This is a genomic window from Peptoniphilus sp. HCN-40583, assembly GCF_037892835.1.
GTDB lineage: Bacteria > Bacillota > Clostridia > Tissierellales > Peptoniphilaceae > Aedoeadaptatus > Aedoeadaptatus rachelemmaiella.
In genome coordinates this window covers 40165-61524 of record NZ_JBBKBU010000003.1, presented here as the reverse complement: position 1 = coordinate 61524, position 21360 = coordinate 40165, and the positions used below count along the sequence as shown (strand labels likewise).

The window sequence follows — 21360 nt, the reverse complement described above, 5'->3', positions numbered from 1 at the left end:
GCGACTTGATTACATGGACCCGGCGTCGGGTCCTTTCTTCATAAACGACGAGAAACGAAGTGGAGTGATACTATGGCAGAAAATAATAATGAAGTGTTAATTACAGAAGAAGGCTTAGAGAAAATCGAAAGCGAAATCGACTACTTAAAAACCGTACGACGCAAGGAAGTGGCTGAGCGAATTAAAGTGGCTCTGGGCTACGGCGACTTGTCGGAAAACTCCGAGTACGACGAGGCGAAAAACGAACAGGCCCAAGTGGAAGAGCGCATCGCCAAGCTGGAATACATGGCGAGAAACGCCAAAGTGGTCAAGGGCAACGACCTGAACGATCAAATCGTCAATGTAGGCAGTGCGGTGACGGTTTTAGACGAAGACACACAGGAAGAAGATACCTACCACATCGTGGGCAGCGCCGAGGCCGATCCTTTGGAAGGTAAAATTTCCAACGAAAGCCCCATCGGTGCCGGGCTCATGGGCATGAGCATCGGCGAAGTGGCCGATATCGACGTGCCTCAAGGCAAAGTCAAACTCAAGGTGTTAAAGATTTCCATCGCATAAGGGAGGTAGACCATGGCGAAGGGCCAAAAGAGCAGTGAAGTAAGAGATCAAAAACTGAAGAAAGTCCAAAATTTAATCGACGAAGGCAACAGCCCCTACATCGTCGAAAAGTATGACGTGGACACCTACACCAAAGACATCGTCGAAAACTTCGATGCCATGGAAGGCAAGATCGTCTCCGTAGCAGGCCGCATTATTTCCAAGCGCCGTCACGGAAAAATCGCCTTTTTAGATGTACAGGACACCTACGGTCAAATCCAAATTTTCGCCAAGAAAAACATTTTGGAAGAGGCCTATGAAGTGGTAAAGGCCGCCGATGTGGGCGACTTTTTCGGAGTCAAGGGCAAGGTCATTAAAACCGAAGCCGGCGCCATTTCCGTGGAAGCACAAGAAGTGGCTCTCTTATCCAAGAGCATTCAGGTGTTGCCGGAAAAATACCACGGCCTCAAAGACATGGACCTCAGGTATCGCCAACGCTATGTGGATCTTATCGTGAACCCGGATGTAAAAGACGTTTTCTTCAAGCGTTCCGCCATTATTAAGTCCATTCGGGAATTTTTAGACAACAAGGGCTTTTTGGAAGTGGAAACGCCGATTTTAGGCAATGTAGCCGGCGGCGCCAACGCCCGCCCCTTCCTGACCCACCACAACGCCCTGGACATCGATTTACAAATGCGCATTGCCAACGAACTTTTCCTGAAGCGCCTCATCGTCGGAGGCTTCGACAAAGTGTACGAAATGGGCAAGATGTTCCGAAACGAAGGCATGGATACCCGTCACAATCCGGAATTTACCAACATCGAATTGTACCAAGCCTATGTGGACATGGACGAAATGATGCACATTACGGAGCACATGTTTGCCTATGCGGCGGAAAAAGTATTGGGCTCGGCTGTCATTAATTACCAAGGCACGGAAATCGACCTGACGCCGCCGTGGAACCGCGTGGACATGGAAGATGCGGTAAAAGAATACGCCGGCGTAGACTTCTCCGCTATAAAAACCGACGAAGAAGCTTTGGCCATCGCCAAGGAAAAGGGCCTGGAAGTGCAACCCTTCTGGACCCGCGGCCACGTTATCAGCGAGCTCTTTGAAGAATTCTGCGAAGAAAAGCTGGTTCAGCCCACCTTCGTCACCGGCCACCCGGTGGAAGTGAGCCCCCTGGCCAAGCGCGATCCCAAGGATCCCAGAAAGACGCGCCGCTTCGAAGCTTTCATCAACACCTGGGAATTTGCCAATGCCTTCAGCGAGTTGAACGACCCCATCGATCAACGGGCCCGTTTCGAAGAGCAAGTGGCAGATCAGGAAAAAGGCGACGACGAAGCCCATCCCATGGATTACGACTTCATTAACGCCATTGAAGTGGGCCTGCCCCCCACCGGCGGTTTGGGCATCGGCGTAGACCGCATGATTATGCTTCTTACCAACCAATCCAGCATTCGCGACGTGCTCTTCTTTCCCCACATGAAGCCCATAGGTGCTGAAAACCAGAAAATTCAACCATCTTTGGATGATGAAGAATAAAAAGACAACAAAAAGACAACAAAATTGACATCAACAGTACTTGATAATAGTCAATAATACTTTAAAAGAGAATATTTGAAGATTTCATGCATGAATAAAAAACTGCATATTTCGAGAAAGGGACGAAAGAGATAGTGTAATAGCTATCTCTTTTTCATTTACAAAAAGAAGGGAGGGAAGTGGTGGAAAAGATAAGCTTTGATTACTACTATGGCAAAGAAGCTGACCAATTTACTTTTTTTAGGATTCCCAAAATTCTATTTACTGACAAGGTATTTAAAAAATTATCTGTAGATGCAAAAGTTCTTTATGGCATACTTTTAGACCGAATGAATCTATCTATGAAAAATAAATGGCTTGATGAAAAAAATAGAGTATATATCGTTTATCCTATTGAGGAAATTGCAGAAACTTTTGGCTGTGGAACGCAAAAAGCCACAAAAATACTTCAAGAGTTAGATGAGAAAAAAGGAATTGGTCTAGTGGAAAAGAAAAGACTAGGATTGGGTAAGCCTAATATTCTCTATGTAAAAAACTTCATAATTAATGGAATAGAAAAAACAACTGAAAGTTCACCAGAAAAAATCACAAAACCAGACTTATTAAAATCACAATTCAAGAATAGTGAAAATCACAATTCAGGAATGATGAATAACACAAAACAAGAATTGTTAAAATCACAAGGTAATAATACTAATATTAATAAGACTGATTATAGTAATACTGATTTTAATAATACCACCTCCATCTTCTCGAAAGATAAACCTATAGAAGAGTTAAAAAGAAATAGGGAGGAGGATTTAAAAGAAAAAATCAAAGATAATATTTCTTATGAGAAATTAATAACCACCTATCCCAATGAAGAAGGAAGAATTGATTTAATTCTCTCTCTTGTAACAGATTTATTGATAAATAAAAATCCTTTAAAAATAAATGGGATCTATGTGAACCATGAAACAGTAAAGGAAAAGTTTTTAGACTTAGAATTTAAGCATATAGTCTATGTTCTAGATTACCTCAATAAAGTCCCTAAAAAGCAGATTAAGAGCCTAAAGGCCTACCTGTTAACCATTCTCTTTAATGCAGATGAAAATCTAAAATTAGAGGGGGTTTCAAAAAGACCAGACAGCCAAGATGACATCACATATGACCAAGACGCAAGAATTTGGAAGGAGTTTTTAAATAAGTCTTAAAAACGATTAAAAAAAGCTAGGAAGGAGGTTTTTATGGAAAATATAAGCGCTTTATTAGGCGAAGTAATAACTAAAAGAGGCAAAGACAATATAAGCAAAGAAAAAGATATGGAAGAATCCTTAGACTATGTAGATGAGAAAACCAATCTTTTAACCTGTGGTCATTGTCATACTGCAAAAGAAAAACTTATTGACTTTATGGGAGACAAGAAAAAAGTTCATATATCCTGCAAGTGTATGCAAGAAAAAGAAAGAGAAGAAAAAGAAGCTAGAAGAAAATATCAGCAGATGTTGAGAATTAATGAACTAAGGCGATCTTGCTTCGAAGACAGTATTTTCCTTAAAGCGAGATTTGAAAACATGGATAGGGATTCTGAACACAGAGATATAGCAGAAAACTATGTGGATAAATTTGAGGAAGTCTATAAAAATAATTTAGGTCTAATATTAACAGGGGATGTAGGCTGTGGAAAGACGCATTTAGCGGCAACCATAGCCAACGGACTTATAGACCAGTGTATATCTGTTAAAATGACAAATTTCACAAGTATTCTAAACGATATGACCAATTTCGATATAAATAAGGGCAAATATATCAATAGCTTAAATGAGAAAAAACTCCTCATCATTGATGATTTTGGCATGGAGAGGACCACAGACTTTGCTTATGAACATATCTTCAATATTATTGACGCGAGGTATAGGGTAGGGAAACCTCTAATTATAACGACAAACTTAAATATCTCTCAATTAACTAATCCTATAGGAGTAAGAGAAAAAAGAATTTATTCAAGAATATTGGAAATGGCAAGTCCCATTATCTTTACAGGAAAAAACAGACGAATCAAAAAGATGAAAGACAAATCAAACCTCATCTATGAACTTTTAAAGGAAGGTGAGATATGCAAAATGAAGAAGTAAATTCAAGAGTGATAGCCATAGTAAAGCAAGGCGGCAAAATTACAGCCGAACAATTAATCAAACTAATGAAAAAACTGTTAGAAGGAAGAAAGGGTAAATCAAAATCCACACAAGAAAAAGAAGGTTTATTAAGTAAATTTAAAAAAGTCAAAGTTAAAGACTTAGTGAAAAAAGGAAAGGTTGAAACCTTAGAATTAAATGATATTGACTTAAAGAATTTAAAAAAAGAATTAAATCATTATGGCGTAAAATTTAGCATAAAGAAAGATTTATTCTCAGGCAACAACATCATCTTTTTTCAAGCCAAGGACGAAAAAGTCATGGAGCAAGCCTTTAAAAGTACGGTAAACAAATTTATGAATAAGGATAAGGGAAGGGAATCAGTCATAGAAAAGCTTAATAACTTCAAAGAAAAAGTCAAAGCTAGTCTTGATAAGGATAAGGTAAAACATAAACACCAAGAACACTCCTTATAGCTTGAGAGAAAAAAGAAAGGCAGGTAATCTTACGAAAATACTGGAAAATATAATAAAAGATTTGAAAAATATTTTTAAAATACGAGACAAGAAGAAGTTTGTATTAGAAAACCTACCTTATCTCGTATTCTTCTATTTTGGCAATATTTTTTCACATCATATTAACTCCTACATTGGAGGAGACGTTCTAGATAGAATAATGATGGCTATTTCTGAAATAGATACGATAAGCTTATTGCCTTCACTTAAATTAAGGGACTTAACAGTCGGTTTAGGGTTAAGTTTGACTATTAAGCTTATCCTATGGCAAAAGAAAAAGAATGTCAAAAAGTTTAGAGAAGGAAAAGAATATGGATCTGCAAGATGGGGAACGGCAAAGGACATAGAACCCTATATAGATAAAGACTTTAAAAATAATATAATATTGACACAGACAGAAACTTTGACTATGAATAGCAGACCAAAAAATCCAAAATATGCTAGAAATAAAAACGTCCTTGTTATAGGAGGGTCAGGTTCTGGTAAGACGAGGTTTTTTATCAAACCAAACTTAATGCAGATGCATAGTAGCTATGTTGTTACTGATCCAAAGGGAACCTTAATCATAGAATGTGGTAAGATGCTAGAGCGAAATAACTATTCAATAAAAGTTCTTAACACCATAAACTTCAAAAAGTCCATGAAATATAATCCCTTTGCCTATCTAAGGTCTGAAAAAGATATATTAAAATTAGTTCAGACAATCATTGCAAATACTAAGGGAGAAGGGGAAAAGTCTACTGAGGATTTTTGGGTGAAAGCCGAGAAACTCTATTATACAGCCCTTATTGGCTATATTTATTACGAAGCGCCTAAGGAAGAACAAAACTTTACTACCCTTCTTGCCATGATTGATGCCAGTGAAGTTAGGGAAGAGGATGAAAATTTTAAAAATGCTGTAGACTATATGTTTGAAGCCTTGGAAAAAGAGAAGCCCAACCACTTTGCAGTTAAGCAATATAAGAAATATAAGCTAGCAGCTGGAAAAACTGCAAAATCCATCCTTATTAGCTGTGGTGCAAGACTTGCTCCCTTTGATATAGAGGAATTAAGAAACCTAATGAGTGAAGATGAATTAGAGTTAGATATGCTAGGAGATCGAAAAACAGCACTCTTTGTTATCATATCCGACACCGATGACACTTTTAACTTTGTCGTAGCCATGATGTATTCTCAGTTATTTAACCTTCTATGCGATAGAGCAGATGATGTATATGGTGGCAGACTACCCATTCATGTCAGGTGCCTGTTGGACGAATTTTCCAATATAGGTCAAATACCAAAATTTGAAAAGCTCATAGCCACCATCAGAAGTAGGGAAATCTCAGCTTGTATTGTACTTCAAGCCCAATCTCAGCTTAAAGCGAATTATAGAGACCATGCGGATACCATATCAGGCAATTGTGATTCCACCTTATTTCTTGGAGGAAAAGAAAAGACTACCTTAAAGGAACTCTCTGAAACCCTAGGAAAAGAGACCATAGACTTATACAACACATCAGAAACAAGATCTAACCAAAACTCCTATGGATTAAACTATCAGAAGACAGGCAAAGATTTAATGAGTCAAGATGAAATAACAGTAATGGATGGTGGAAAATGTATATTACAATTAAGAGGAGTAAGGCCTTTTCTTTCAGACAAGTTTGATATTACAAAACATAAAAACTATAAGTTGTTAGAAGACCATGACAAAAGAAATGCATTTGACGTAGAAAAATATCTTAAGAGAAAAGACGAGGTAAGACTTAGAAGCGATATGGTTGTTGAACTTTTAGAGGCTTAAACTATAATAGTATCAGAACTAATAAAATAACAAAAAACTAAAGGATAAGCCTTGACAAAAAATGCTCTATCCTGTCGATAATATCGACAGCACCCGACACGCCTCTTAACAATGCGGACCAAGTCGGGTCATTTGATTTTTAGTAGTAAAAGTGAAAAAATTATAAAGAATCAAGAAGTGTGTAAGAAATATTTAAAATTTAAATTTAAAATACATGTTGCTAAATAAAAAAATAGGATAGTTAATCTAAAATAAGGCATGATAAATGTATGTTTTAGATTAACTTTACATCCTAATAGAGAATGAATAATGGATTGAAACTACAAATAATTTGGAGAGGAGGTTTTTATGGAAAAATATTTAATAAATGACTTAAATATTTCAGGCTATAAAAAAATCATAACTTTATTAGATTATAGAGAAAAAATTTCTGCCTGCTTAAAAGAAATAAAACTTCTTTCTACATTTAGAGGCAAAATTTTAGTTGACACTGCCTTAGTTTCAGGAATAAATAGCTACAGATTTATAGAGATAGAGGTTAATAAAGATGGAAGCTTAAATTTAAATAATTATTCCTACTCTGAGGTTAATAAAGATATATTAAAAATTGCAAACTCTATAATAAAAAAAGAACCAGTATGGTTAAAAAATTCAATTTTGGCAAACTCTCAAAAAGAATTATTAGCAACATATTAAATAACAAGAAGTACACCTAAAGAAAATAAAAATTTTAGGTGAATTTTTTTGCCCAAAATAGGAGGATCGTATGAAAATATACCACGAACGAGACTCTCCTTAAAAAAGTAAATAGTTATAGTATCAGGACATCTAATAAATAGGTGTCCTTTTTTCATTGTCAAAAGAAGAAAAAATAGAAAAAGGAGAAGTTATGGAAAAAGAAATGCTCAATATTAATGGAAATGTAGTTGGAGAAATTAAATTTGGTGTCATTGAAAGCAAAGAAGGAGAAGTTCCCTTTGCCAATTTCACCATTGTACGTAAGAACAAAGATAAGAAAAAGGAATATATTTATTGCAATTTATATGGAGATAAGACAGATCTTGTTAGAGATTTTGAAAGCGGAGAGTATATTCATGTCTTTGGCTATTTTAAAGAAGTGAAAAAAGAAGAAAAGATTTTCAAAAACTTTATTGTAAAGCATGTTAACAAAATTGAAAAAGAAAAAATAGAAGATAATCAGGAGGAATAATATGGAATTTTTTACACAGGCAGTTAATGTTTTAAAAATATTAGTTACCGCCATCGGTGCGGGATTAGGAGCTTGGGGCGTTATCAACTTGATGGAGGGGTATGGTAATGACAACCGTGCGACACGTTCATAAGTGAAAAGCTTATGCACTAAGTTTAAGGACATAAAGTCCGAAACTTAGGAGAACTAACAATCTAATAGGTAGAATGATGGAGTAACGCCCTGAAATGCCTACACTGATACTCCGATTGGCAATAAATATTAGACTAATTTATTGTCAAAAGCTCGGTGAAGTCGGCAGAGAGTAGCCGTAAATAGCTATATAGTTATACGAAACCTGTTTAGAGGTAAATGGTGCTACCTATATGCCGGGTGTCGAATACGCATGGTGAGAATGTGTATACCAAAACACTGACGCACTTCCGAATGTACAAGTCTAGACGTTTGAATTTGTCTAACGGCAATTACCATCAAAGATGGTGTGTTTGTGGATTAGTAAGAATGGTTGTTATGAAAGTCCATATATCGTTACAGGCGATAAGGCGAGAGCTAAACACAGGCTTAGAGGAAGAACCTAAACGTATTCAATGATAGGATTGTTGGAACGTGGTAAACCAAGAACATGGAGGCAGACTAATGCTAATGAAGTGTTAAATGGGAAAATGATAAGAAAAAAAATCATATAACTATTTTTTATCTTGGTGAAAGTGGTGGCATAGTACCTATGAAGCGAGAATAATAAGCTCGTGGAGGGATAGCCACTAGTCACAAGAAAGAACAAGAACTGAAATTAAGATAAACACAGCTTCGAGTATGACAAAGAAAATCAAATCCGAAAGGAGATGGTGCCTGTGTCCACTTCGAAACAAAGATTAAAACAAAATAAAATCCGTTATACGGAATATTATGACTTGCAAGAGGTCCTTGATAATCTATATAAAGATAGCAGTGAGAATAAAGTATTTTCAAATTTAATGGGGTTAATAACTTCAAGAGAAAATATAAAACTAGCCTATCGAAGTATAAAAGGAAATAAAGGCAGTCACACAGCAGGAGTAGATGGAAGAACAATAAACCATCTATCAAAACTAAATGAGGAAGAATACATTTCTCTAATACAAAAACAGTTTCATTGGTATAAGTCCCGCCCTGTAAAAAGAGTGGAAATACCAAAACCTAATGGAAAAACAAGACCGCTTGGAATACCAACGATTGTTGATAGAATTGTACAACAATGTATTTTACAAATTTTAGAGCCAATATGTGAAGCGAAATTTCACGACAGTTCTTATGGGTTTAGACCTAATAGGAATACAGAACACGCTATTGCAGAATGTGCAAGGCTAATGCAAAGACAGCATTTACACTATGTAGTTGATATTGATATACAAGGATTTTTCGATAATGTATGTCATTCAAAACTCATAAAACAAATATGGCACTTAGGAATAAGAGATAAAAAGCTAATTTGCATTATCAAGGAAATGTTAAAGGCTAATATTGTAATGCCAAAAGGTGAAACAATTATACCTACAAAGGGTACACCTCAAGGAGGTATTTTATCCCCATTGCTATCTAATATAGTACTAAATGAGTTGGACTGGTGGGTTTCATCCCAATGGGCAACAATGCCAACGCATTATCCATATAAGCAAAAGACTAATAGCAAAGGAACGGAAATAAAAAGCCATACCTATAGAGCCTTAAGGTCAAGTAAGCTCAAGGAAATTTACATTGTAAGATATGCTGATGATTTTAAAATATTTTGCAGTAATTACTATGATGCAAAAAGGACATATCAAGCAGTGAAACAGTGGCTTGAAGATAGGCTTAAATTAACAATAAATGAAGAAAAATCAACGATCACGAACCTAAAACAAAGGTATTCAGAGTTTTTAGGCTTCAAGCTGAAGGTTAAACCAAAAGGTAAAAAGTTTGTAGTACAGTCGCATATAAGTTATAAGGCACTGAAAAATGCAAAAGAAAATATTTCTAAATGTGTTGCGGATATAAAAAGACCTGCAAATGAAAAAGAGCAGTACAAAGCAATAGCTAGGTATAATGCTACTGTTTCAGGCTTGCATAATTATTACCAAATAGCAACAAATGTGAGTTTAGACTTTGCTAAAATAGCCTTTCACATTAAAAAGCAAATGAACAACAGGCTTGACTTAAAGACCAATGGGACATTAAATAAAGGATTTATCAAAGATAAGTATGGAAAAAGTAAACAACTTCGCTTCCTTAACGGACACCCATTAATTCCAGTGGGGTATATCCAAACGAAGGACGCAAAACACAAGAAAAAAGATATAAACAAGTACACTGTAGAGGGTAGATCTTTAATTCATAAAAATCTACAAATTGATATAGACACTCTTGTTTGGTTAATGAGACACCCTGTACTTGATAAGAGTATAGAGTATGCAGACAATAGGATTTCTCTCTTTGCAGCTCAATATGGAAGATGTTTTGTAACAGGGAATAAATTAACACCAAGTGATATACATTGCCACCATAAACTACCACTTGAAAAAGGTGGTACAGACAAGTACAGCAATCTAATTCTTGTAACAGAAAAAGTGCATATACTAGTCCATGCAATAAAAGAAGATACAATCCTAAAATATGTAAAAGAACTTGCCTTAACAGGTAAGCAAATTGAGAAATGTAATAAACTCAGAGAAATGGTAGGATTGCCAACCATTTAAAAGAAATAACTAGTTGTTGAGAAGTGTGTAAATCTTAATTAAAACGTGAAAATCTTTCTTGCGATGGGGCGCCGTGTGCGGTGAAAGTCGCATGCACGGTGCTAAGCGAGGGAAAAGCTGGAAACACTGAAACTGTAGGCTTACCTATCGCAATCTGGTGCAAAATCTCAAGGTATCAAACAACTTATGGCAGGCGGAGGGATTGTGCTAATTGGTCTTAAACTCATTCCACTGTTAGCTAACGTCTTGAAATAAAATGTTTAATATCTTTGATAAAATCAAAGAGTTTTTCTCCGAAATGCTCATTGATGTGATAAAAGAAAATTTAAGTGGAATGCTTTTAGACATCAATGATAAAGTAGCAACCATTGGAGCTGAAGTAGGTAAAACTCCGAGTGCTTGGAACTCTGAAGTTTTTACCTTTATAAAGTCCATTTCAGAAAATGTCATACTTCCCATAGCCGCCCTTATTATAACGGCGGTTTTATGCATTGAACTGATTCAAACGGTAATGAACAAGAACAACTTGCATGAAGTAGATACCTTTGATTTTTTTAAGTATGTAATTAAGATGTGGATTGCAGTTTGGTTAGTGTCTCATGCTTTTGATTTTTCTATGGCTGTTTTTGATGTGGCCCAGAGCTTAATAGGAAAAGCGGCAGGAGTAGTCAATATAACAGCTAAAGTATCACCTGGAGACATAGATAAAATGGTGGAAGTTTTAAAGGAAAGTCAGAACATAGGACAATTGCTAGTGATTGCCATTGAGACTGCTATTGTTAAATTAGTCATCCAAGCCATTTCTATTTTAATTACCGTTATACTTTACGGCAGAATGATAGAAATCTATATCTACTCCTCCGTATGTGCTATTCCCTTTGCAACTATGGGAAATAAAGAATGGGGAAGTATTGGGACTAACTATATAAAGGGACTTTTTGCCTTAGGACTCCAAGGCCTATTTCTTTTAATATGTGTAGGCATATATGCGGTTTTAGTAAAAACTCTTAATATAACAGATATTCACAAAAGTATTTTTGAACTCTTAGGTTATACCCTCATCTTAGGTATCACTATGATGAAGTCAGGATCCATGGCTAAGAGTATTTTAAACGCCCATTAAAAAGCGTACTAACAAATAAGAAAGGAAAATTTATGATTAAGTTAAAAAACAAAAGAAAGAAGTACCCATGTAGACATAACAATATTTCAAAAGTTATTGCTTGCTTTAGCTTACCCTTAGCCTACGCTGGCTATCTTTATACTGAAAGAAAGAAACACAAGGAATTGAAAAGACTAGCAGATAGCAGGGAAAAGGAAGTCTCCTACTTAAAACCCTTATTTGAAGATTTGGAAGACTCTACAGCTGAAGAGCTGGATTTTGCTGTATGTCTTAATTTGGAAGAGGAAGAAGGAGAAATCTAATGGCTTATGTATCTGTGCCTAAAGATTTAACCAAAGTAAAAACCAAGGTTGCCCTCAACCTGACAAAAAGGCAGCTTATCGGCTTTGCCTTAGCAGGAGCTATAGGCTTTCCTGTGTATTTACTGTCGAGAAAATTCTTTCCCAATGATTTGTCCATGCTACTCATGATTACAGTAGCCTTTCCCATCATCTTTTCCACTCTTTATGAAAAAGATGGACTCTATTTAGAAAAGTACATTAAATATTATTTAGAGAAAAAAAGGCATACCAGTATCCGAATCTATCAAACAGACTGCATTTATGACCTTAAAGCGAAAGGAGGAAAAATTGAACAAAAACGAAATAAAGCAAAGGAAAAAACTCTTACAAAATAAGGAGTCTTTAAAAAGACAAAAAGAAGACTTAAGAAATATTAGGAAGACGCAAAACAAACTTAATAGAGAAAAATCAAAAACCAAGTTAAAACATGGAGCAAGGGAAAAGGGAGACGAGAAAATGAAGTTCTCCCTTTTTTCGTCTAAAAAGAAGAGGAAAAAGACGGTTCAGGATTCCCTACCCTATTTAAGAATGCTTAGAGATGGAATCTGTCAAATTGATGTCAACAAATTTAATAAGACCATTCGTTTCTATGATATTAATTACCAGCTTTCAACGGAAGAGGATAAGGAAGCCATCTTCAACCAATTTTCAGACTTTTTAAACTATTTTGATCCCAATGTAGACATTCAGTTCTCCTATATTAATCACATAGGAAAAAATGAAGAGGTAGAAAAGAATATTTTTATTCCCCAAAGAAAAGATGCTTTTAATGAAATCAGACAGGAATATACCCAAATGCTTAGACAACAAAGTCAAAAAGGTAATCGTGGACTTAGCAAGAACATGTACCTTACCTTTACGCTAGAAGCAAGCGATTTAAGAGAGGGCAAGTTGAGACTTGAAAAAATGGAAATAGACCTTCTAAATAACTTCAAAAAATTGGGGGTCAAGGCCTATGTCTTAAACGGTTATGAAAGATTAAAGCTTATGCACGACCTTTTAAACAGTGAGGAAAAATTTGTATTTAGCTTTGATGACTTAAAACATTCCGGTCTTTCTACCAAGGACTATATAGCCCCTCCTTCCTTCAATTTTTCTAAGGTCAACGAATTTAATATTGGACCCTATACGGGAGAAGTCAATTTTCTTCAAATCTTAGCCCCTGAATTATCCGACCGTATGTTGGCAGAGTTTTTAAGTGTTGAAGAAAACATGGTGGTTAGTTTTCACATTAACTCCATTGACCAAACGGAAGCCATTAAGATGATTAAAAGAAAAATTACAGACTTAGACAAAATGAAAATAGAAGAAAACAAGAAGGCAATCCGTGCAGGATATGATATGGACATATTACCATCAGACCTTGTAACTTACGGAAACGATGCAAAAAAGCTCCTAGTGGAACTACAAAACCATAATGAAAGGATGTTTGTGGTTAGTATATTATTTTTGAATATGGAAAAGAGTAGAAAGAAATTAAAAAATATTCTTTTTCAACTGAATTCCATAGCAGGAAGACACAATTGTATCCTTAAAAATTTAAACTATAGGCAAGAACAGGGACTAATGAGTAGTTTGCCCTTAGGACATAATTTGATTGAGATAAATAGAGGGTTGACAACTAGCTCTACTGCTGTGTTTATTCCCTTTACTACAGAAGAACTTTGTTTAGGTGGGGAAAGCCTATATTATGGCTTAAACGCCTTAAGCAGAAATATTATTATGGCGGATAGGAAGCTCTTAAAAAACCCTAATGGATTGATTCTGGGAACACCGGGGTCAGGCAAATCTTTTTCTGCCAAGCGTGAAATAACCAACGCCTTTCTCATTACTGGAGACGACATTATTATTTGTGACCCAGAGTCAGAATATGGAAATTTAACCAAGGCATTGGGGGGAGAAGTAATAAAGATATCTCCTACCAGTAAAGATTATATCAATCCTTTAGATATTAACGCAGACTATGCCGATGAAGATAATCCCTTATCCCTAAAGTCGGACTTTATACTATCTCTTTTTGAGTTGGTTGTTGGAAAAGAGGGATTAAGTGCAGAGGAGACATCGGTTATAGATAGGTGTCTACCCATTCTCTATGAGAAATACTTTGAAGACCCTATTCCCGAAAATATGCCTATTTTAGAAGACCTCTACAACCTGTTAAAAGAGCAAAAAGAAAAGGTAGGGGCAAAGTTAGCGGTAGAAATGGAAATCTATGTAAAAGGAAGTTTAAATGTTTTTAACCATAGAACCAATGTAGATACTTCAAACCGTATCCTTTGTTATGACATCAAGGAATTGGGAAAACAACTTAGAAAAATCGGTATGCTGATTGTTCAAGATCAAGTCTGGAATAGGGTTACCATTAACAGAAACAAGAAGGAAACCAGGTACTACTGCGATGAATTCCATTTGCTTTTACGAGAAGAACAAACAGCCAGTTATTCTGTTGAAATTTGGAAGAGATTCCGTAAATGGGGTGGCATGCCCACAGGCTTAACGCAAAACGTGAAGGACCTTCTGGCTAGCGCTGAAATTGAAAATATTTTTGACAATACAGACTTTATTTTAATGCTGAATCAGGCAGGAGGAGATAGGGAAATACTGGCAGAGAAGTTAAATATCTCCCTTCATCAATTATCCTATGTAACCAACTCTAATGAAGGGGAAGGTCTACTTTTCTATGGTAATACCATTGTTCCCTTTGTAGACAGATTTCCAAAGGATACAAAACTTTACCGCTTAATGACCACTAAACCAGAAGAATTAAAAGAAGATTAAGAGGGGAGGAAAATACCATAAAAGAAAAAGTTACAAAGGAATCAATAAAGAGCAATTACATTATTAATTTAGACGCCCTATCAGCTCTTAAAGACTTTCCTGAAAATCTTTTTGATAGCTGTATAACTTCACCACCCTATTATGGCTTAAGAGATTATCACCATGAAAGCCAAATAGGAAGAGAAGATAGCCCTGAAGCCTATTTAAACAATTTGGTAGAGGTTTTTAGACAGGTTAGACGAGTTTTAAAAGAAGATGGGAGTCTATGGCTTGTTATAGGTGATCTATATGCAAGTACAAAAAGTAAGGAAGAAAGGCCAGCCTATAAGCCAAAGGACTTAATGGGGCTACCCTGGCAATTAGCCTTAAAACTTAGGGAAGATGGCTGGTATTTACGAAGCGATATTATTTGGCATAAGGAAAATGCCATGCCTGAATCCTGTAGAGATAGACCGACCAGGTCCTATGAGCACATCTTCCTACTGACAAAGTCTAAAAGCTATTATTACAACTATGATGCTCTAGCTAAACCCTTAGCTGAGTCCAGTAAGCGAAGATATTTATCAGCGGTAGGAAAAGACAACAAGTATATGAATGAAAAAAGTGGCATGAAAAGGCAGAGTTTAAATGAACCAAGGAATAGAAATGACTATACAGAAGATACTATTCCTAAAAAGAGAAATGCCAGAGATATTTGGACGATAAATACCTCTGCCTTTCGGGGAAAACACTATGCTTCTTTTCCGCCAAAGCTAGTAAAAACCTGTATATTAGCCGGTTGCCCCGAGAATGGACTTATTCTCGATCCCTTTATGGGAAGCGGAACAGTAGGCATGGTGGCAAAGAAAATGAGCAGGCAATATATAGGGATTGAAATTAACAGGGACTATTGCCAACTTGCTAAGAAAAGAATAGAGGAAGGAAGGTAATATATTATGAAAAAAAGAGACCCTATCAATCCAAGGGATATGCCAACAAAGACCAAGGATAAGAGAGGTAAATTAAAGAGCCAAAAGAGAACTAAAGCTACTGAAGAATTACCAAAAGCAACAAAGTTTAAGACCGACAGGCAAAGTACAGACGAGAAGGAAATAAAACAAGAGAATCCACAAAAAGATTTTTTGAAAGACACCTTTAATAGGGAAAGTTCAAGAGGGGAAGAAGAAGAAAAAAAGATTCCAGACCCTTTTAATATTAAAGAGAAGACACCACAAGAAAAAAGACAGAAGAAAATGGCGGAAAGAATCTTTGAAGAGAACCGAATTGATACAAATCAAAATATTGAAAGCAAAGAAATGGAGTCATTTTCCATGGGAAACCCTCTTTCTTATGAAGAGGATAAGTTTGAAGAATATATTGGAAGTTCCAGTCAAGCCTATATACCCCAAGTTCAGCAGGAAGACGGTCTTCCTGTTTTTTCTTTGCCAAAATTAGGGCTGGGCATAAGACCGAGTAAAAAGAAAAAAGAAGATCAAAGGATAGAAGGCAAAAATACCTTTAAAAGAGATACAAATCAACAAGTTCAAGAGCCTCACATAAATGATAGGAAGGACTTCTTACCGAATGAAAAGATGAGTAAGAGCCAAAGGCAGAAAAAACAAGCAGAAAGAACTTTTAGGAGCTATGAAGAAGAAAATAAAGAATGCATTCAAGAAAAAGATTATCCAATCAAGCTGACAAATAATTTTGATGGGGCGAAAATCCTTCAAGGAAAAAGTTTTAAACAGCCAAATGAAAGTAAAGAGAATAAAGAGGTTTTAGAAGATGGCTCAACAGAAAATAGCCATGGAAACTTTAGAGAGAAATCTTCAAGGCTAAGAGTAGATAGGGTAAAGGAGAACACTCTACAGACGGACTCGATAAAAAAGAAAAGAACAACAAAGTTTCAAGAGGAAGCAACAAGTCCACAGAAAGGCAACAGCCAAAGCCCTAGCGAGATATATGATCCTCTAGGAAAGGATATGGACAATGATGGTGTTATAGACCGCTATGATGTGGATTTTAGAGATAGTGATGTATCTTATAGCCATAAAGAAAGAAAAGCTCCTAAAGAAAATCAAAGGACCGATTATCAGGTCATAAAAGAAAATAGGAATTATAGAAATAAACCCCTTGGAAAAGAAAAGCCCTTAACTAATAAGGCAATAAAGAACAAAAAATTAAAAAAGACCTTAGTGGAAAAGCAAAGCCCACAGCTTAGAAAAGCTAAAGGAAAAGAAGCTTTTTTAAAAGGGGGAAGCCAAAACTTTTATAGGGCGGAAGATCAGGAAAAACTAAAAAATAAAACTGATTTTAATAGGAAACTGCCTGTAGGCGAAGAGAAAAAAGAGGGCCTAGAGAAAACGAGGTCAAACTTTACAGGAGATGAGAAACTCACCCGTAAGAAAAAGACAAATGTGGAAGAAATAGAAACTTCAAAGGATAGCGAAAAATCTAAAGCAGAAGAAAAAGGTCAAAAGGATTTAAATAAGGATTTAACAAAAAACATAAAGTCTAAAAAGTTCCAATCTGAAAAAGAAGTAGGGGAGTCTAAATTTCATAATAATGAAAAGAAAATATCAAAACTATATAAGAAAAAAGAAAAAACAGAAAAGAAGTTGTTAAAAGACGAGAAAAAGGCAGGTTCTAAACTGGATAGCCCAGCTATTTTAGCCACAAGTATAACAGCAAATTATCTTTATAGTGGAAAAGAGGATAATGCAGGGATAGATGCTGCCTATAAACTAACCCGAGGAAGTGAATTAAGTCTTAGAAAAATTAGAAGGGATAGGAGAAAAAAGCCTTTCAAAACAAGAAAAAAACTTGGAAAGCTGGATAAAAAAATCCACAAAAGAGAAGAGAAACTTCTTTTTCAAAAAAACTTTGAAGATTTAAAAAAGACAAGCACCTATCAAAAGACCAATCCTTTAAACCGCTTCTTTATGAAGAAAAGATTTCAAAGAAGATTTAGGAAAAAGACAAAGGAAAGTTTGTCCAAGAGAATAAAGAAGTCTTTCTCTAGTGGAGCAAAAAAAGTAACGGATTTTATAAAAAATGGAGGATATAAAAAAGTCTTTCTTGCTCTAGGGATAATAGGCCTATTCTTTGTCCTCTTTCAAATGGGGAGCAACATGGCCACAATGACAGCAGGTTTTGCCAGCAATATCACCACGACGACCTACTTGTCTGATGAGGGCGTTCTAAGTGATGTAAATAATGAATTTTTAAGCTATGAAAATGCCCTCCAAGATGAAATTGATAGCCTATCTTCTTATCATCCGGGCTATGACGAATATAGAGTAAAGGGAGATACCGTAGGTCATGATGTCCATGAGTTATTTTCCTATTTAACAGCCAGATTTGGAGAGATAAAGTCAGTAGATAAGATTAAGGGAGAACTTAAAAGGCTCTTTAATCAGATGTATAAAAAAGATTATTCCGTAAAGACTATAACCAAATATGATAGTGAGGGAAAGCCCTATAGTTATAGGATCTTTACCTTAACCCTTTCTAAAAAGACCATTGATGAAGTGGCAAGGGAAGCTTTTAAGGATTACGAAACTAATCTTGCCCATTACGAAGCCTTGCTATCTGCTCAAGGAAATATGGCTTCAATATTTGGGTCTGGTAATGGGGACTTATCAGAAATACTGGACAATCCAAATTTTGGTAACCCAGGCATTGCCTTTGATGATGCAAGCGTAAAAACCTTATTTAATGAAGCAGAGAAACATATAGGGAAAAAATATGTTTTTGGAGCAAGTGGACCAAAGAACTTTGATTGCTCGGGGTTTGTTTGCTGGTCCTTTACTAAATCTGGTGTAAGAAATATGCCGAGAACCACAGCCTGGTTAATCTATAAAAATTATTGCAATCCCATAAGTCCATCTGAAGCAAAGGCAGGAGATATTATTTTCTTCCAAGGAACTTATAAAAGCGGGACCCCTATATCCCATGTCGGCATTTATGCGGGAAACGGCATGATGATTCACGCAGGAGACCCGATTCAATACACAAGTATAAACAGCAAGTATTGGAAAAACCATTTTTATGCTTTTGGTAGACCACGTTAAGGAGGGATAAGAATTTGAATAGAAAATTAGTAAGAAATATAGAAAAACAAAAGAAACTTAGAGCTAAAAAAGAAGAGATAGAAATAGAATTGCAAGTTCTTGAAGAAGAACAAATAGAAATGGAAAACATAGAGGTCATCAAAGAATTTAGGTCTAGGGAAATCTCCTTAGATGAATTTTTAGATATTGTGAGAAAAAACAAGGAGGAAGAAAAAAGAGAAAAAGAAGAGATAAAGAACTTAAAAGAAGGAAGGACTTTAGTAGAAAATATAGAAAATAGCGAAGGAGAGATTATAGAATGAAAAAGTTAATAAGTATGTCATTGGCGCTTCTCATATTATTTGGAAGCGTCTTTAGCTTTGTAGGGACAAATATTGTTTATGCACAAGAGGAAGCCTGGACAGAGGAAGATTTTTTATATAGTTCACCAGGGAACATCATTGCCTATAGTGATCAAGGGATGGCCAAGCAAAAGAAAACCAAGACCTTAGTGTTTCCTGAAGGAACAAAATCAGTAAGAGGAAATTATTCCTTAGACCACATGGGAGACAAGGATAGATTTAATCGAGAATTTGGACGAGGAAAGGTTTATGATCTGGTTGTTTTTCCAGACTCCGTTACTTCTCTTGGCTACGCTAGCTTCTATACTGGGAAAATAGGAAAGGTTAAACTATCTCAAAACCTAAAAACTATCGGCGGTCTTGCTTTTTTCTCCTGTGAACTTAGTGAAGTGGATTTACCTGATACTTTGGTAAATATTGAACATAATGCTTTTGAAAGAAATAACCTCCAAGAAATAACTATACCGAAGTCTGTGAAGACAATTGAACAGTATGCTTTTTCAAGAAATAAATTGCACACTATAAAAGTTTTAGGCAATCCAAATATTAACAGTAAGGGAGTATTCCATAATCAAGAAGTTGAATATAGACCAAAACAAAATCCATTTTACGAAAATCATTTTGGTTTCAACGGAAATCAAGGATTTAAATCTATTCCTAATGGATTAAGTTATGAAAATGGAGAGTTTGTCTTTGATAAGAATGTAGATAGTGTAGAACTTGAATTTGATTATAACAATGATATGTATCAAGGAAAGATGACTATATACAATCCAAATAAATATTCCATTGATACTCAAACAGATTTAACAGGACAAGACATTGATGAAAAGGACAATAAGATTGATGATTTAACTAAAAACATTAAGGATTTAGAAAATCAGATCAAAGACTTAAATGATAAGAAACAAGAAGACCAATCAAAGATAGATGAATTAAAAGAAAAGTTAGAATCTTGTAAAGATAATGGAGAGAAACTAAAACAAGAAAAGGCTAAGCTAGAAGAAGAGATTAGAGATAAAGATAATAAGATTGCTCAATTGAATAAAGAAATTGAGGATTTTAAAAATTCTAACAATGATGAACTAATAGTAGAAATTACGCAGCTTAAAGATGAATTAAAAAGAATGCAAGATGAAAATGCAAAACTAAAAGAAGATTATTCATCTACAAAATGGGAGTTAGAAGCTGAGAAAGAAAAGACCGATAAAAACGAAAATAAAATCAAAGAAATGCAAGAAAAGCTTGAGTCTTTAGAAGGGGAACTTGCAAAGAAGATTAAAGAAATTGAGGATAAAGATAATAAAATTAAGGGTTTGGAAAAAGCACTTGATGAAAAAGATACTAAGATAAAAGACCTTGAGTCTAAAAAGAAAGAGACAGAAAATTCTAAGGCAGAATGCTGTAAAAAAATTGAAGAGCTTCAAAAGACTATTGATAGTTTAAAAGAATCTTCTGAAAATACAAAAAAAGAATTAGAAGATAAGATTAAAGGACTAGAAGAAAAACAAAAAGCTTCTGAAGAAGAAATTAAAAAGCTAAAAGAAGAATTAGATAAGAAAATCGAAGAAGCAAAGAAGTTAATCGAGGAAGCAAATAAAAAATCGAAAGAAGAACTTGAAAAACAAGCTAAAGATGAAAAAGACAAAAACCTAAACCAAGACTTATCTAAGAAATTAGATGAACTTCTAAAACTTCAAAAAGAAAACAAAGAGAAGAAAGAAGATAAGAAATCTCAAGATAAGAAGTGGGACGAAATTTTGAAAGCTGATGACAAGAATATCCTAAATCAATTTGATCTTAACAAGATGAAAAAACAGGAGGAACAACAAGGCAAAAAACAAGTTAAAGATGAAAAAGAATTTGCAGTTTTCCAAGTAGACAAAAACTTTTATAACATTATCAATAAAGATGGTAAGACAACAGTATATATGGATGTAAAAACTTATGTAGACCAAGGAAGAACTATGATTCCAGTAAGATATATTGCCTATACTCTAGGTTTTAATGTTGAGTATGACAACTCTACTCGTGAAGCTATTTTCTCAAATAAAGAGAATAATATCTTAGCTAAAAAGACATTAAGACTAAATATTGATACTGGTGTTATGAAAGATTCAGATGGAAAGGTCTACAATTCAGATGTTAAGCCAGTGATTATAAATGGAAGAATTCATGCTTCAATTTCAAATATTGCTAAAGCTTTTGGAGCAAGTCATGGAGATATTAAAGATGGAAAAGATCAAACCATTGAATGGGACAAAGACAAACAAGCTGTCTATGTCTTTAAACACGTAAAGTAAGGAG

General features: G+C 35.2%; 17 protein-coding genes and 2 pseudogenes. All 19 read left to right on the top strand.

Annotation, left to right across the window (positions count from 1 at the left end):
- Positions 1–72 precede the first annotated feature (72 nt).
- Entirely contained in the window at positions 73–558 is a 486-nt protein-coding gene (greA, locus tag WKT05_RS01800) for a transcription elongation factor GreA (RefSeq protein WP_340412662.1), read from the top strand.
- Positions 559–570: 12 nt separating this feature from the next.
- Positions 571–2073 (top strand): annotated as a pseudogene (gene lysS, locus WKT05_RS01795) (lysine--tRNA ligase); the annotation flags it as partial.
- Between the two features lie 191 nt (positions 2074–2264).
- Positions 2265–3275 carry a replication initiator protein A gene (locus tag WKT05_RS01790; protein ID WP_019035357.1) on the top strand — a complete coding sequence of 337 codons (1011 nt, stop codon included), beginning with the start codon at positions 2265–2267 and terminating at the stop codon, positions 3273–3275.
- Between the two features lie 33 nt (positions 3276–3308).
- Entirely contained in the window at positions 3309–4196 is an 888-nt protein-coding gene (locus tag WKT05_RS01785; protein WP_019035356.1) for an ATP-binding protein, read from the top strand.
- Entirely contained in the window at positions 4178–4672 is a 495-nt protein-coding gene (locus tag WKT05_RS01780) for a PcfB family protein (protein WP_019035355.1), read from the top strand. The genes WKT05_RS01785 and WKT05_RS01780 overlap by 19 nt, the downstream gene beginning before the upstream one ends.
- Before the next feature lie 37 nt (positions 4673–4709).
- Positions 4710–6497 (top strand): VirD4-like conjugal transfer protein, CD1115 family, encoded by a 1788-nt coding sequence (locus WKT05_RS01775; RefSeq protein WP_340412727.1) that lies wholly within the window; start codon positions 4710–4712, stop codon positions 6495–6497.
- 348 nt (positions 6498–6845) lie between these two features.
- On the top strand, positions 6846–7193 hold the full coding sequence (locus tag WKT05_RS01770) for a type II toxin-antitoxin system RnlB family antitoxin (RefSeq protein WP_019035353.1): 348 nt from the start codon (positions 6846–6848) through the stop codon (positions 7191–7193).
- 193 nt (positions 7194–7386) lie between these two features.
- Positions 7387–7707: a hypothetical protein gene (locus tag WKT05_RS01765; protein WP_026302338.1), complete on the top strand. Its 321-nt coding sequence runs from the start codon at positions 7387–7389 to the stop codon at positions 7705–7707.
- A gap of 1 nt (position 7708) precedes the next feature.
- A complete protein-coding gene (locus WKT05_RS01760; RefSeq protein WP_000394212.1) occupies positions 7709–7840 on the top strand; it encodes a Maff2 family mobile element protein in 132 nt (43 codons plus the stop codon).
- A gap of 718 nt (positions 7841–8558) precedes the next feature.
- Positions 8559–10418, top strand: coding sequence for a group II intron reverse transcriptase/maturase (ltrA, locus tag WKT05_RS01755; protein ID WP_340412660.1), 1860 nt, complete (start codon positions 8559–8561; stop codon positions 10416–10418).
- A gap of 165 nt (positions 10419–10583) precedes the next feature.
- A pseudogene (locus WKT05_RS01750) lies at positions 10584–10673 on the top strand (Maff2 family mobile element protein); the annotation flags it as partial.
- Between the two features lies 1 nt (position 10674).
- The gene (locus tag WKT05_RS01745; protein WP_340412659.1) at positions 10675–11541 is read left to right on the top strand and encodes a VirB6/TrbL-like conjugal transfer protein, CD1112 family; all 867 of its coding nucleotides are present in this window, start codon (positions 10675–10677) and stop codon (positions 11539–11541) included.
- A gap of 32 nt (positions 11542–11573) precedes the next feature.
- The gene (locus tag WKT05_RS01740) at positions 11574–11843 is read left to right on the top strand and encodes a hypothetical protein (protein ID WP_340412658.1); all 270 of its coding nucleotides are present in this window, start codon (positions 11574–11576) and stop codon (positions 11841–11843) included.
- Positions 11843–12217, top strand: coding sequence for a PrgI family protein (locus WKT05_RS01735; protein ID WP_340412657.1), 375 nt, complete (start codon positions 11843–11845; stop codon positions 12215–12217). Before WKT05_RS01740 ends, WKT05_RS01735 begins: the two co-directional genes overlap by 1 nt.
- Positions 12171–14660 carry a VirB4-like conjugal transfer ATPase, CD1110 family gene (locus WKT05_RS01730; RefSeq protein WP_340412656.1) on the top strand — a complete coding sequence of 830 codons (2490 nt, stop codon included), beginning with the start codon at positions 12171–12173 and terminating at the stop codon, positions 14658–14660. Before WKT05_RS01735 ends, WKT05_RS01730 begins: the two co-directional genes overlap by 47 nt.
- Positions 14645–15589, top strand: a complete 945-nt coding sequence (locus WKT05_RS01725; RefSeq protein WP_445323172.1) for a DNA-methyltransferase — start codon at positions 14645–14647, stop codon at positions 15587–15589. Before WKT05_RS01730 ends, WKT05_RS01725 begins: the two co-directional genes overlap by 16 nt.
- Before the next feature lie 6 nt (positions 15590–15595).
- The gene (locus WKT05_RS01720) at positions 15596–18712 is read left to right on the top strand and encodes a C40 family peptidase (RefSeq protein WP_340412655.1); all 3117 of its coding nucleotides are present in this window, start codon (positions 15596–15598) and stop codon (positions 18710–18712) included.
- 14 nt (positions 18713–18726) lie between these two features.
- Positions 18727–19014: a hypothetical protein gene (locus tag WKT05_RS01715; RefSeq protein ID WP_340412654.1), complete on the top strand. Its 288-nt coding sequence runs from the start codon at positions 18727–18729 to the stop codon at positions 19012–19014.
- Positions 19011–21356: a leucine-rich repeat protein gene (locus WKT05_RS01710; RefSeq protein WP_340412653.1), complete on the top strand. Its 2346-nt coding sequence runs from the start codon at positions 19011–19013 to the stop codon at positions 21354–21356. The genes WKT05_RS01715 and WKT05_RS01710 overlap by 4 nt, the downstream gene beginning before the upstream one ends.
- Positions 21357–21360: the final 4 nt, after the last annotated feature.

Bases quoted from the DNA above. Each gene is read 5' to 3' on its own strand.
- WKT05_RS01760 (WP_000394212.1), top strand. From the start codon at position 7,709: ATGGAATTTTTTACACAGGCAGTTAATGTTTTAAAAATATTAGTTACC.
- WKT05_RS01740 (WP_340412658.1), top strand. From the start codon at position 11,574: ATGATTAAGTTAAAAAACAAAAGAAAGAAGTACCCATGTAGACATAAC.
- WKT05_RS01710 (WP_340412653.1), top strand. From the start codon at position 19,011: ATGAAAAAGTTAATAAGTATGTCATTGGCGCTTCTCATATTATTTGGA.
- WKT05_RS01735 (WP_340412657.1), top strand. From the start codon at position 11,843: ATGGCTTATGTATCTGTGCCTAAAGATTTAACCAAAGTAAAAACCAAG.
- WKT05_RS01720 (WP_340412655.1), top strand. From the start codon at position 15,596: ATGAAAAAAAGAGACCCTATCAATCCAAGGGATATGCCAACAAAGACC.
- WKT05_RS01765 (WP_026302338.1), top strand. From the start codon at position 7,387: ATGGAAAAAGAAATGCTCAATATTAATGGAAATGTAGTTGGAGAAATT.
- WKT05_RS01780 (WP_019035355.1), top strand. From the start codon at position 4,178: ATGCAAAATGAAGAAGTAAATTCAAGAGTGATAGCCATAGTAAAGCAA.
- greA (WP_340412662.1), top strand. From the start codon at position 73: ATGGCAGAAAATAATAATGAAGTGTTAATTACAGAAGAAGGCTTAGAG.
- WKT05_RS01770 (WP_019035353.1), top strand. From the start codon at position 6,846: ATGGAAAAATATTTAATAAATGACTTAAATATTTCAGGCTATAAAAAA.
- WKT05_RS01745 (WP_340412659.1), top strand. From the start codon at position 10,675: ATGTTTAATATCTTTGATAAAATCAAAGAGTTTTTCTCCGAAATGCTC.
- WKT05_RS01785 (WP_019035356.1), top strand. From the start codon at position 3,309: ATGGAAAATATAAGCGCTTTATTAGGCGAAGTAATAACTAAAAGAGGC.